The following is a 13,193-nucleotide window of genomic DNA, read 5'->3' as shown; positions in this document are numbered from 1 at the left end:
CATTCTACCAGCCTAAATCCGGCCCAAATAATTCCGTAAATATGATAAGTAATTAGTAGAAACAGCATGATTTTCTCTTTGCAATCGGTTGCATTTTGAAAATTTCTTCGGATATTGAAGACTGATTATCAGTGATATAAAAAAATCAGCCATTCTAAAAACCCTGATTTGTAGGGATAAATCCCACACAATCACGTCATTAAAAGGTGTAAACAAAATATTTTTTCAATTTATATTATTATGATACATACCATGCGTTGGTTTGGGCCCCAGGATCCGGTATCCCTTATGGATATTCGCCAGGCCGGCTGTACAGGAGTTGTGAGTGCCCTGCACCAAATTCCGGTCGGAGCGCTGTGGACTGTAGACGACATTCGGGAACGGAAGGCGACGATAGAACGGGATAACGACCGATATACAGCTCTTCACTGGATGGTGGTAGAAAGCCTCCCCGTGCATGAACATATCAAGAAGGGACTTCCCGATCGAGACCAGTATATAGAAACATACAAAGCCTCATTACGGAATCTGGCCGCCTGTGGCATTGACACAGTATGCTATAACTTTATGCCGGTTCTGGATTGGTCTCGCACTTCCTTATTTCATACCCTGCCCTCGGGAGCCACCACCCTACGCTTCGTATTATTAGATTTCGCCATTTTTGACCTGTTCATTCTGAAAAGGGCGAAAGCTGCGCAGGATTATAGTCCCGAACTGGTAAAGAGAGCAAAGAACAAGTTCGAAGCAATGAGTGCCGGGGAGCTGGCCAACCTTAGAGACACCGTCTTGCTAGGCTTACCGGGCTCTGGCGAAACCTTTGAACTTGACATTTTCCAGGGGCTTCTGGATCAGTATGCACAGATAGACGAACGACAGTTACAGGCAAACCTGCACTACTTCGTTCGTGCGGTAGCCCCTCTGGCCCAGGAGCTGGGAATAAAGCTCTGCATACACCCCGACGATCCGCCCCGACCCTTACTGGGCCTACCCCGGGTGGTGAAAACCCGAAAAGATCTGGCCGAACTCATGAAAGCCTGCGATGTACCAGCCAATGGTATCACCTTCTGCACTGGCTCTTTGGGTGTACGGTCCGACAATGATCTTCCGGCCATGATACGTGAGTTTGCCAATCGCATTCATTTTATCCACCTGCGTACTACCAAACGCGAAGAAAATCCCGCAAATTTTCATGAGGCTCCCCATTTGGAAGGGGACGTTGACATGTATGCTGTGGTGGAGGCTCTATTGCAGGAAGAAAACCGCCGAAGAGCCACAGATGCCAAGGCTCCAGAAATCCCCATGCGCCCCGACCATGGTTTCCAGATGATGGACGACCTTCATAAAAAAACTTACCCAGGCTATTCTGCCATTGGGCGCCTGAAAGCACTCGCCGAACTGAGAGGCTTGGAATATTCTCTGAAACGGAGTATGAAATCGTTATTGGTCGTTTTTTTGACCTGCATTTCCTGTACCCTCCAGGCCGATGACGGTTACCGGCTCTGGCTCAAATTTGATAAAATAGAAAACAAATCAAAGCTAAAATCCTACCAAAGCCTCATCCAGAGTATCCAAACGCAAGAGAAAGGCCCCATCGCTCATACAGCCGTTCTCGAATTACAACAGGGGCTGCAAGGATTATTAGGGAAACAGATTCCCATTAACCAAACCAGTCAGCCCGGTGCAGGACAAGTAGTTCTAAAAATTGACTCTCAGGCCAACCTCTCCAACGAAGAGGGCTATCTTATCAGAAAAACAAAAGAGGGAATTACAATTTTGTCCAAATCTGGTAAAGGATTGCTCTACGGTAGTTTTGCCCTGTTACGTGAGTTGCAGACCGGCCATAGCATCGACCTTATAGACATTTCCTCCAGTCCGAAAATACGCCTTCGCATGCTCAACCATTGGGACAATCCCAATGGCACCATAGAAAGAGGCTATGCCGGAGCATCACTCTGGAAGTGGTTTGAACTCCCTGAAACGGTAGATCCGCGCTACACAGACTATGCCCGAGCCAATGCATCGATTGGTATCAACTCTGTGGTGGTCAATAACGTCAATGCCAGTGCACGATTCTTAACCCCGGAGTATATCATCAAAGTCCGACAACTTGCCGAGGTCTTTCGCCCTTATGGTATACAGGTATTCATGTCCATCAATTTTGCTGCGCCCAAAATCTTGGGCGAGCTAAAAACCTCTGATCCTCAGGACCCTCAGGTTCAGAAATGGTGGAAGGAAAAAATAAAAGAAGTATATGCCTCGATTCCCGACTTTGGAGGCTTTCTGGTTAAAGCTAATTCGGAAGGTGAGCCTGGGCCACAGGATTATGGGCGCACCCATGCCGATGGCGCCAATATGCTTGCCAGCGCTCTGAAGCCCTTCCATGGGACGGTGATATGGAGGGCCTTCGTGTACAAGGCAGATGCCCAAGGGGATCGTTTCAAGGCGGCATACGAAGAATTCAAGCCCCTTGATGGTCGTTTTAACGATAATGTCATGGTGCAGGTCAAAAATGGCCCTATTGATTTTCAGCCCAGAGAGCCATTCAGCCCATTATTTGGCTCCATGCCTAAAACACCCCTAGCCATGGAGTTCCAGCTCACCCAGGAGTATCTGGGCTTCTCGACTAATTTGGTGTATCTCGCCCCCTTATTCAAGGAATGCCTGGATAGCGACACCTTCGCCCAGGGCCCCCACTCTATCGTCGCCCGGGTGGTCGATGGAAGTCTTCACGGATATGAGCTCACAGCCATGGCCGGAGTCGCCAACACGGGCTCCGACCGTAATTGGACAGGTCATACCCTATCGCAAGCCAACTGGTATGCTTTTGGCCGTTTGGCCTGGGATCACGTCCTGTCTTCCGAATCGATTGCCAACGAGTGGATTCATATGACACTCACCCAACATCCTGATGCGGTAAATGTTATTCAGGACTTGATGCTGAATTCCCGAGAAAACTACGTTAATTTCACCACACCCCTAGGGCTGCATCACCTGATGGGTGAAGGTCTGCATTATGGCCCTCAGCCCTGGTTATCGACTAGTGCCCGTCCCGACTGGACGGCCATCTACTACCACCGGGCAGATCAAAAAGGATTGGGTTTCGACCGTACTAAATCGGGCAGCAACGCCTTGGCACAATATGCAAGGCCTGTCCAGAAAAAATGGAGTGACCCTGAAACCTGTCCCTTGCCCTATTTGATGTGGTTTCACCACATTGCTTGGGACAAAAAACTATCTACAGGACGCACGCTCTGGGACGAGCTCTGCACCCGCTATTATCTGGGGGCACAATCGGTAAAACAAATGCAACAACAATGGCACTCTGTTGCTGCTCATGTCAACTCCAGCCTTCACCAAGATGTGGCAGGCCGACTCCGGGCTCAAGAAAGGGAGGCTCTATGGTGGAGAGACGCCTGCGTACTGTATTTCCAGGAATTTTCTAAGCTTCCCATTCCCATACCCTTTGTAAAACCTGAAAGAACTCTGGAAGATGTAAAACAAATTACCAATACTTACCAATTAAAATAATATTCAAAGAGGCTCTTCTCTTTACTAATCTTAAAAAACATATGTCACCTGAATCAAACGTTGAAAACAATACTACCAATCCTGCCTTTTCCTTGCAGGGAAAATTGGCACTTATTACTGGAGGAGGCAGTGGTATTGGCTTTTATATTGCCCAAGCCATGGTCGCTTCTGGTGCCCGGGTGGTCATCACCGGGCGCCGGGAGGATGTATTACAAGAGTCGGTAAGTAAACTTGGCCCCGCGGCCGCTTATGTGCAGAATGACATCACCGACCTGCAAGGAATTCCTAACTTGGTCGACCATATAGAATCTACCCACGGTCCCGTGGATATTCTGGTCAATAACGCGGGCATAAACATGAAAAAGTATGCTTTAGAAGTCACTGACGAAGATTTTGACCGGGTTGTACAAACGAATCTTCATGCCGTATTTTCCCTAACCCGGGAATGTGGAAAAAAAATGGTGGCTCGCAAGTCGGGATCAATACTGATGATCACTTCCATGGCTGCCCTATATGGCATAGACCGGGTGGTAGCCTACACCGCTTCCAAATCGGCCATTGGAGGGATGGTAAAGGCTCTGACTACCGAATTCTCTCCTTATAACGTTCGGGTCAATGCCATTGCTCCCGGCTTTATAGAAACGCCTATGATGCTCACGGCTATGAACGGAGATATAAGCCGGAGAGACAAAGCTATGGATCGCACGCCTATGCAGCGCTGGGGAAAGCCTGAGGACATAGGCTGGGCTTCCGTATTCCTATCCTCTCCTGCTGCACAATTTATCACTGGTGTCACCCTTCCTGTAGATGGAGGCAACTCCATCGGATTTTAATTTTAACATTTTCCTAACCTTTAATACCTCATAAATGAAAAAAATTACAAGACTATTATGCTCCCTAATTGCCCTATGCCTGATCGTAGGGAAGGCAGAGGCACAAAAAATAAAATGGGATAAAGTTAAAATCTTATTTTATACCAAAAATGGAAAAGGATTTGTACATGACAACATTCCCAACTCTATTATTGCTATAGAAACCCTGAGCAAAAAACATGGGTTCAAAGTGGATGTGACTGACGATCCCTCCAAATTCTCTGACGAAAATTTAAAACAGTACGACGCCCTCGTATTCTCCAATACCAATAATGAGGTTTTCGACACGGATGCTCAAAAAGTGGCACTGATGCGTTACATTCAAGCAGGTGGTAATTTCATAGGTCTGCATTCGGCATCCGGCACCGAACGCCAGTGGCGTTGGTTTAAGGATATGTTAGGTGGAACTTTTTTCTGGCATGAGCCGGGACAGCAGTTTTCCGTCAAAATTCTTGACCCCAAAAATCCCGCACTTGCACACCTTCCCGAGACTTGGGTTCGTGAGAAGGATGAATTCTATTTTATCAAAGAAATGGCTGTTAACCTGAATGTGCTGGCAGTGAATGATCATTCCACCATCCAAAAGCTTGGAGGAAAGGCCCTGGATACCTTTGGTACCGTATTCCCTAGTGTCTGGTGGCATGAATATGACGGGGGCCGTGCCTTTTATACCTCTCTAGGCCATCAGAAGGAAGACTATTTGAAAGAGGACCTTCAAAACCATATACTCGGTGCCATTGCTTTTACCATCGGCAAGCCCAAGGCCCGGGATTATAGCAAGGCCTATGCTACTAGTCCAAACGACCAGGTCCGTAAAAAGTAATTTGATTTAAACCTTCATACCTTTCTATTATGACTAAAATCATCAAAGACCTTCATGCCGACAGAAGAGATTTCCTAAAGAAATCGGCGACAGGAATGGCGGGCATTATTGCCGCATCCGTTTTTCCTACCATTGTACCCAGTACCGTATTCGGGAAAAATGCCCCTAGCAATAAGATCAACATTGGCCAGGTAGGCTTCGGCCGTATTGCCAGTGGACACGACCTGCCCGAGGTGATTAAAAATGAAGCGGCTCATGTCATTGCCGTGGCAGATCTGGACTCGAATCGCCTGGCTATGGGCAAAAAATGGATCGAGGCGAGATATGCTAAGCGTACAGGCAAGGATAATTATCTGGATGTAAAAACTTATGACGACTATCATGAGATGATCGCCCGGAAAGATATTGATGCCATCATCATTAGCACACCCGACCATTGGCATGCACAACCTGCCATGGAGGCCGCCGCAGCTGGCAAACATGTATATATGCAAAAGCCCACTTCCCTTACCATCAGCGAAGGCCGAATGATGGCCGATATGATCATTAAAAAGGGAGTAAAGTTCCAGCTAGGGAGTCAGCAACGTTCGGTAAATCCCTGGCCTCAATTTAAGCGTACCTGTGAGCTGGTACGCAACGGCCGCATAGGGCAGCTTAAAAAGGTTTATATAGGTCTTCCAGGAGACCCTGCCGGTGGCAATACAGCGAAGATGCCCGTTCCTTCAAATCTCAATTACGACATGTGGCTCGGATCTACACCCGAGGTTTACTATACCCTTGACCGGGTACACTCACAAACGGATATAAATGACCGCCCAGGCTGGCTCCGGCTCGAGCAATTTGGCGCCGGGATGATTACGGGTTGGGGGTCTCACCATCTTGACATCGCCCACTGGGGGATGGATACGGAGCTCACAGGCCCCATCGAAGCTTACGGAAAAGCTACGTTCCCAGCCCCAGATTCGGGATTATGGAACGTGCATGGCGACTTCTTGGTCAATATGAAATATGCCAATGGAGTAGAAATGGAGATCGGCGGGGATCATCCTAACGGAGTCAAATTTGAGGGTACCGACGGCTGGATTTTCGTCTCCCGGGGCAACGTTGGCGTTACAGCCTCCGATCCGGGTGCTGCCGCATCGGGAAAGGAAAATGAAGCCTTCAAGGCTAGCGATAAGAAGATCCTCGGCTCCGTAATAGGGCCCGATGAAATTCATCTTTACGAGAGTCCGGAGCAGCACCAAAACTGGATCGAAAGTATCCTGAATGACAAGCAAACCATCAGCCATGCAGAAATCGCCCAACGTTCCTGCTCGGCCTGCCTCATCGCCCATGCAGCCATGAAGCTTAACCGCAAGCTAAAATGGGATCCGAAAAAAGAGAAGTTTATTGGAGACAAAGAGGCGAATGCCATGCTCTCACGACCTCAGCGTGGCATCTATGGCACCTCAAAAGTAAAGGGTTGATCTAAACCACACTAATAAAACCGGGAAGCATGGGGTTGCTTCCCGGTTTTATTTTAGTTGATTACATCTTTTACTGGTCAGAAGCGGGCACAAACTGCGCCTTCAGATCTGGGTCTGCCATATCGGGGTCCAAGGGATACATGGGGCGCTTAATGCGCTTGTAGCCTAACCGCAACAGATCCTGGTCTACCCCTCCCGGCGTAAGTGCAAGCAGCCAGTCGGCCCGCATATTGTAAAGCTCAGGCTCCAGATAACCAATTTTTACTACCACAATATCCGCTTTCCGTGGCGCCAGACCCAGTCGGGTAAAGTCGGCCTCTTTATGGTAGGGCTTGCGGCGAGAAGTGACAATAACCTTGACACTACCTACCTGAACCACCACCTCGGTGCCTGCGTTGCGATCTCCATCTTCTATGGCCAACACCTTTCCCTGCAAGCGTAATGGAGGAGCGAAACGAGCGTCTACTGCCGCACCTGCCAGGGCATCCACCATTCCTCCTACACCCACTTTACGTGCCGCCTCTACCAGCTCAGGGCCTGGTATAGAAGCATAAATCAGCTCCGGGCCATCCTGAGTTTGCAATTCGGGCCGCGCCAATATCTCTTTCAAACTCCAGGTAACGTCCCCTGCCCCACCGGCTGTAGGATTATCACCCGAATCACTAATAAAAAACGGCTTCTTTTTACTCACCAATGCCTTGTCCAGACTCTCTTCTAGGGTAGCGGTAGGTGCCACAAAAACGAAGTCTTTCCTGGCCTTCCAAAAACTAGTGGCTAGTTGTTCGGCAGTTTCGGCCACCACTTTCTTATCATCGCCTGTCACCATCACCACCGCATGGTTGCGGGGCTCGTCGGCCCAAGCATAGCCCACCCAAATGGCGGCGTCGATCACACCCTTGCGAGCCGCAGCAGGGGCGACCTCGGCATAGATGGATTTCCCTGGTTCGATGCGCGTACTGGTCTTCTCTCCAGGTAGCAGCACCGGAATGGGCACATAGGCTTTGTAGGCGGGCTTTCCTTGGCCACTTTCCAATCGGATAAGCATATTTTCCACAGCCCTTTCCTTACTCTCCAGTGCATCCTCATGAGGGGCCATTCTGTAGCAGGTAATCAGGTCGGATTGCTGAGCCAGGCGCCAGGACACGTTGCCATGCAAGTCCATACTGGTTGAAATCAAGGTTTTAGGACCTACCACTTTACGTATACGAGCAATCATATCCCCCTCTGGATCGTCCAGGTCCACGACACTCATGGCACCATGAATATCGAAAAATAGTCCGTCATAGGGCAAATTCTTTTTTAGCAAGTCCAGCATCTGGGCCATTAGCGATTCATAGGCCTCACGGGTAACTGTTCCTCCCGGCAGGGACTTTCCTACCAATGCAGGAAACCACTGGGCGCGCCGGCGTATGGGGGCATTTTTCTCAAAAAATGGGTAAGGTGTATACACCTCATCGCCTGTCCGGGCATGAAAGGCCGGCTCCAGCGTCCGGGCAGGAGAAAAGGTACTCGACTCGATGCCCAGGCCCGCTATGGCAATTCGGGGCTGCTTAGCCGGCCCATTTGCCGATGTTCCGGCCCAAACGCCTGTCAGCCCTACCCAAAGCGACATACATAAAAATAATACTGCTTTCATTTTTTAGGATTTAGGTCAATTAAATAAGATAATCGACTGTAAAATACAGAGGGTTTGGCAAAAATGTAGCATTAGAAGGGAAATTAAAGCCTAGCTTTCAAAGCTATTACGCACAATTTGCGATGTTTTACAGAAAAAATCACTTCATGAATTTAAACGTTCATTCAGATGAAACCACTACATACCTTATTCTTGGGCAGGCCGAGGTGGACTGGATTCATGGATTGGACGGAGGTAGCCAATTATTATCAGGCACAGCGGCCGATCGTCAACCCTACTCGGTATTCTTTTCCGACCGGAAACGGAATCCCCTTTATGGCCTCCGATATTCGAAACCGCATCGGAGGCAATGATCGCAATACTTTCAGAATCAGCTATTAACGATGAAAGCGCTTTTCATCACCCTCGTTGTCTTCTGCGGACTACTTTCCTGTAACCCGCAGAAGGAACCCATAGCCAAAGATCCCGACGGCGTCATCACCCGCATGCCCTTTGTGTGGAAGTCGGCCCTGAGTGATCTGGTGCTTGGAGGCGGGTTATTTCATGGTTATGTGATCGGAGGCCAAGGAACCCGCCGCCCGTCCCTGCTCTGTGTGGGGCTTAGAAAACATGCCAATCCAAAGCTCCACCATGAGTCGTACCTGATGCTCAAGGACCTTGAGACCGGAAAGAATATCTGGGTTTGGGACGACTTGTTTGGTAAAATGCTCAAAAACACTTTAAACAGGAGTATTGCCGTGTATAATAACCTGCTGCTGCTGCATGACTACGGGGCCGATTATTGTATTGACATCCAAAAAGGCACCCTTAAAATCAATTGTTTTGAGAGCGGAAGTATTTCTTTATAAAGCTTTTCTATCCTTTCCTAAAAATTGACACATGACAATTTGGCCCGACATACAAAGCCTATGAACCCAGAAGATTGGTAATAGTATAGTTCGCCCCTCTTATACTTGAAGCAATAATTTCAGCAGCTGGTACCGCACAAATCCTGCTTAATCACTGAAAATAATTTATAAAATCTCTATTATGCTTAATAATATTACTATATTTACTACAGTACAATACACTAAACAATATTACTAAATATATATTCATGTATAATTATAATGGCATATGATTTCATTCTTATACTCGATTTAATATAATCTAGAATGTCATTTTAGTACAGTATTTTTTCAAATATTTTCTAATACTCATAAGCTTTACTTAAGCTATAGCCTTAAATAATGGGTAAATAATGCTCGTACCCCAAATTACTGGCAGGCAAATATAGTTTATAAGTATATCCTGCAAGTATGATTGGATCCAATTTTGGTAACCTGTGATGTCACACTATAAAAGCTCATATCATGGACAAAAAAAACAGCTATTACCTGGTGCCCCTGATTTTAGTCATTATTGGTATACAATCTTGTGCCCGTCACTTTTTTCGTTCCAACTATACTGAAACGAATCGGGTACTTCATGAAACCAAGAATTTGCAGACCAGACCCTATTTAAAAGCGCATCTCAAAAATGGTGATGTATGCATATTAAAAGACAGTTGGCAAATAGACACCATTTTAAATATGGTTAATGGAGACGGGATACGATACAATTTTAACCGTTATAAACTTCAAGAAGGAAGCATTTCAATTCCGATTGACCATGTAGCCATTTTTGAAACGAACCAGAAAATTAAAAATCCAGAATCTAAAAGGATTAAAGCCCTAAGTATTTTGGCGGGTGTAGATGCCGCGATAGGTATATTTTGCCTTATAAATCCAAAGGCATGTTTTGGGTCCTGCCCAACCTTTTATATCAATGAAAACGACAATTTTCATGATGCAGATGCTGAAGGCTTCTCAAATGCAATAGCCCCTTCCATGGAGTATTATGATATCGATGCCTTAGATAATAAGGAACGGCTCGGTGAGACATTTTCTATTACCATGAAAAATGAAGCATTAGAAACACACTGTGTTAGGGAAGTGAAGCTTCTGGCTTATCCCCGACAAGAAGGGGAACGCATCTATCAATCTCCGACAAATGATTTCTATCTCTGTCAAAATATTTATCCCCTTTCTCAAGGGAAGGCGAACGAAGGTGATATTACAGCATTACTTGAAAAGCAGGATAGAAATGAACGTTTTTCGATGTCGGATGAGAATAACCTCATTAGTAAGGAAGAAATATATTTGGATTTCGATCAGGTCGATACCGAAGATAGTTTGGGATTGATATTAAACTTTCGGCAGACCCTCATGACCACCTATTTTATATATAGCGCTATGGGCTATATGGGGGATGAGGTTGGAGATATTTTTGCTAAAATAGAAAGGGGTTCGGATACAAAAGAGAAGTTAAAAGGAGGTATAAAAAAGGAGCTAGGAGATATAGACGTCTATTTGTGGAATGAGCCAAATAACAGCTGGGAACTCCAGAACCGGTTTTATGAAACCGGACCTATTTCGATCAATAAGCAATTTATCCCCTTAAAAAATACCTCTTCCCACTCAAAATTGAAATTAAAATTAGTGCTAAATAAAGGATTATGGCGCATGGATTATACGGCATTAACGTCAATCAAAAAACTAGTGAGCCCAATTGAGGTTTTACCCTCCAGCATATTAAATAAAGGAAATCTTGACAATACAGCCCTTAATGAAATAATTCATGCCGATAAACATCTGATTTCCATGCCTGGAAGTGAATACAAATTCAACTTTAAAATTCCAGATCCCAATATAGATTACGAGCTATTTCTGTATTCAAAAGGATACTATTTGGAATGGATGCGTGAAAATTGGATAAAGGATAAGGACTTATTAAAGTTGAAACAAATGGTGGATCATCCAAAAGCATATCTTAAGGGAGAGGCTAAAAACTATAAACGCTACGAATCTACCATGGAGCAGGAATTTTGGAATTCAAAATTGGATACAAAAACCTTTTCATATCATGAAAACTAACCTTGCTATTGCAGTGCTGCTAGCAATGATTATCTGTAGCTGTGCTGCACCCAAATATCTACCACACCCCGATGATATTGACATTAATAAAAATGGCTCGTATACTAAAATCAAATGTAAAACTACGGATGATATTCGTGGAGAATTAATTGCTATCGATAGCAGCCAGATTGTCGTCCTCTCCGAGGTCAGTAAGCGATGTATTACCATCCCGATCACAGAAATTGAAAGCTTTAAGTTGCAGTATGCAGCTCCAACGCATCATGGATGGACTATTCCGGTTTATACCCTGGCTACCCTAAGCCATGGTATAATTCTACTGGGCACTGCCCCCCTAAACCTACTCGTGACTATTATAGTAACGACAGGTGGCGTTAGGTCATATCAATACCGAAAAAAAGATATCTCCTATGAGGACCTAAGAATGTTTGCAAGATTTCCTCAGGGCATACCTGCGAACGTTAAAATAGCCAGTATTAAATAAATCTTAAACCGAATCAAGGCTCTAGATGGATCATAGTGGGTGAGCTAATATTCGAAATTTCAACCACTTGTTCTCTCACTCCAAACGACAATTGCCATTTTACAAAAGAAAGGAGGGTTATGGACTGAGAATATCCAATACCCTCCACTCAATCAAAGTTCCTCTCAAAATCTCTTTAGCCTACAAACGTAAAGGCCTTTCTCAACAATTCCAGACTTTTGGGTACCGACGTTTTGGGATCTTCCTTGCCCTCCATTTCCAAGGAAACATAGCCTTTGTAATTTGCTTTTTGGAAGATCTTACCAATCCGTTCGTAATCCATTTCTTTATCATAGAAAGTGCCACCGCCATAGTAGGTTTTTGCCTGTACAATGGTGGCATAAGGTGCCAGTTTCTCCAGACCGGCATAAGGTTCTCCTACAAAATTCCCCGTATCTACATTCAATCCCATAGCTGGAGAGCCTTTCAGGGCATTGTACATCCGTAACAGATAATCGATGTTGGAAGAAAGCCCCCAATGATTCTCAAGGGCGAGTAACACCCCAGCTTTTTCGGCATATTGAAGACACTCCCCCATTCCATCGATCGTCCATTTGATTCCGTCTTCGTCTGAATAGCCTTCGATGGGCGGCTCAATTCCGTGGGAGTAATAGTCACCCTGGCGCTTGTTTTTGACAGTCCCCCAGGAGCCTGTATTCATACGAACACAGGGAATACCCATCTGTACTGCCATGTTTATACATTTAAAAGTATGTTCAATATCGGCTTTGCGTTTGGCCACATCGGGTTGTAGAAAGTTCTGGTGAATGGATAGCAGAGGTAGCGCCATCCCATTGTCGAAGGCCAAGCGTTTCAGTTTGTTCTGGTAGGAGACCGTTTCTTCTTCCATGGAGCGGTGTAGAATCTCTACCCCGTCAAAACCCAATCGAGCCGCATCTTCTATGACATTTTTGATGGGATATTTAGCACCTTGTAGGGGCCAGTACGAATACGTAGAAACGGCGATGGGCAATCGCCTGATATTAGTAGGTTTTGCAACAGGCTCTTCCGCATGAGCCAAGGAACCAGTAAGCAATGCCGATCCGATCAAAGATGATTTTTTCAGCCAGTCTCTTCTGGTGTCGAGTGCCTCAATTTTGCTTTTATTTATCATAGTAACAATTGTTGATAGGTAAAGGAATTATTGTAATTTGAATTTTTTTTATGAATATAACATCAAAAAGCATTGGCTCGACAAGTGGCTCTGAAATCATCGCCAGGAACTATGACATGGTCCAAAATATCAGTTTATCTTATAAAAATATAGGGTACGATATCAATCACGAAAGGGGCTTTGTATTTAAAACCTAGAGAAGAGTCAGTGTGATCTACGACAAACGAAATCGGCCGGTCAGGAATATACCCGACCGGCCGAAATTTTATTGCATTAA

10 protein-coding genes are annotated in these 13,193 nt (G+C 45.7%); 8 read left to right on the top strand and 2 right to left on the bottom strand.

The annotated features are described in order from the left end of the window. The first annotated feature begins 240 nt into the window (after positions 1-240). The 4 genes from uxuA to X939_RS0115780 are packed head-to-tail and all read left to right on the top strand — an operon-like array spanning position 241 to position 6,689. Positions 241-3,528 carry a mannonate dehydratase gene (gene uxuA, locus X939_RS24090; protein ID WP_198034432.1) on the top strand — a complete coding sequence of 1,096 codons (3,288 nt, stop codon included), beginning with the start codon at positions 241-243 and terminating at the stop codon, positions 3,526-3,528. A gap of 41 nt (positions 3,529-3,569) precedes the next feature. Next, entirely contained in the window at positions 3,570-4,361 is a 792-nt protein-coding gene (locus tag X939_RS0115790) for an SDR family NAD(P)-dependent oxidoreductase (protein WP_025764259.1), read from the top strand. Between the two features lie 34 nt (positions 4,362-4,395). After that, positions 4,396-5,223, top strand: coding sequence for a ThuA domain-containing protein (locus tag X939_RS0115785; protein ID WP_025764258.1), 828 nt, complete (start codon positions 4,396-4,398; stop codon positions 5,221-5,223). Positions 5,224-5,252: 29 nt separating this feature from the next. Next, positions 5,253-6,689, top strand: coding sequence for a Gfo/Idh/MocA family protein (locus tag X939_RS0115780; RefSeq protein ID WP_025764257.1), 1,437 nt, complete (start codon positions 5,253-5,255; stop codon positions 6,687-6,689). 70 nt (positions 6,690-6,759) lie between these two features. Here X939_RS0115780 and X939_RS0115775 read toward each other — a convergent pair whose 3' ends face one another. After that, a complete protein-coding gene (locus X939_RS0115775) occupies positions 6,760-8,325 on the bottom strand; it encodes a M81 family metallopeptidase (protein ID WP_025764256.1) in 1,566 nt (521 codons plus the stop codon). A 168-nt stretch (positions 8,326-8,493) separates the two neighbouring features. Here X939_RS0115775 and X939_RS23655 point away from each other — a divergent pair, with 168 nt between their 5' ends. The 4 genes from X939_RS23655 (at position 8,494) to X939_RS0115755 (ending at position 11,763) form a co-directional block, all read left to right on the top strand. Continuing rightward, on the top strand, positions 8,494-8,706 hold the full coding sequence (locus X939_RS23655; RefSeq protein ID WP_131694797.1) for a hypothetical protein: 213 nt from the start codon (positions 8,494-8,496) through the stop codon (positions 8,704-8,706). 2 nt (positions 8,707-8,708) lie between these two features. After that, positions 8,709-9,173, top strand: a complete 465-nt coding sequence (locus X939_RS0115765) for a hypothetical protein (protein WP_025764255.1) — start codon at positions 8,709-8,711, stop codon at positions 9,171-9,173. 504 nt (positions 9,174-9,677) lie between these two features. After that, positions 9,678-11,279, top strand: coding sequence for a hypothetical protein (locus X939_RS0115760; protein ID WP_025764254.1), 1,602 nt, complete (start codon positions 9,678-9,680; stop codon positions 11,277-11,279). Next, entirely contained in the window at positions 11,269-11,763 is a 495-nt protein-coding gene (locus tag X939_RS0115755; protein ID WP_025764253.1) for a hypothetical protein, read from the top strand. Before X939_RS0115760 ends, X939_RS0115755 begins: the two co-directional genes overlap by 11 nt. Before the next feature lie 175 nt (positions 11,764-11,938). Here X939_RS0115755 and X939_RS0115750 read toward each other — a convergent pair whose 3' ends face one another. Beyond that, a complete protein-coding gene (locus X939_RS0115750) occupies positions 11,939-12,916 on the bottom strand; it encodes a sugar phosphate isomerase/epimerase family protein (RefSeq protein ID WP_044199741.1) in 978 nt (325 codons plus the stop codon). Between the last annotated feature and the right edge of the window lie 277 nt (positions 12,917-13,193).

It is taken from the genome of Dyadobacter tibetensis Y620-1 (assembly GCF_000566685.1).
GTDB classification, from domain to species: Bacteria; Bacteroidota; Bacteroidia; order Cytophagales; family Spirosomataceae; genus Dyadobacter; species Dyadobacter tibetensis.
The sequence above is the reverse complement of the archived record's forward strand: the minus strand, read 5'-3'. Positions and strand labels throughout refer to the sequence as shown.

Excerpts from the sequence above, each read along its gene's own strand:
- uxuA (WP_198034432.1), top strand. The coding sequence starts at position 241 with ATGATACATACCATGCGTTGGTTTGGGCCCCAGGATCCGGTATCCCTT.
- X939_RS0115790 (WP_025764259.1), top strand. The coding sequence starts at position 3,570 with ATGTCACCTGAATCAAACGTTGAAAACAATACTACCAATCCTGCCTTT.
- X939_RS0115785 (WP_025764258.1), top strand. The coding sequence starts at position 4,396 with ATGAAAAAAATTACAAGACTATTATGCTCCCTAATTGCCCTATGCCTG.
- X939_RS0115780 (WP_025764257.1), top strand. The coding sequence starts at position 5,253 with ATGACTAAAATCATCAAAGACCTTCATGCCGACAGAAGAGATTTCCTA.
- X939_RS0115775 (WP_025764256.1), bottom strand. The coding sequence starts at position 8,325 with ATGAAAGCAGTATTATTTTTATGTATGTCGCTTTGGGTAGGGCTGACA.
- X939_RS23655 (WP_131694797.1), top strand. The coding sequence starts at position 8,494 with ATGAAACCACTACATACCTTATTCTTGGGCAGGCCGAGGTGGACTGGA.
- X939_RS0115765 (WP_025764255.1), top strand. The coding sequence starts at position 8,709 with ATGAAAGCGCTTTTCATCACCCTCGTTGTCTTCTGCGGACTACTTTCC.
- X939_RS0115760 (WP_025764254.1), top strand. The coding sequence starts at position 9,678 with ATGGACAAAAAAAACAGCTATTACCTGGTGCCCCTGATTTTAGTCATT.
- X939_RS0115755 (WP_025764253.1), top strand. The coding sequence starts at position 11,269 with ATGAAAACTAACCTTGCTATTGCAGTGCTGCTAGCAATGATTATCTGT.
- X939_RS0115750 (WP_044199741.1), bottom strand. The coding sequence starts at position 12,916 with ATGATAAATAAAAGCAAAATTGAGGCACTCGACACCAGAAGAGACTGG.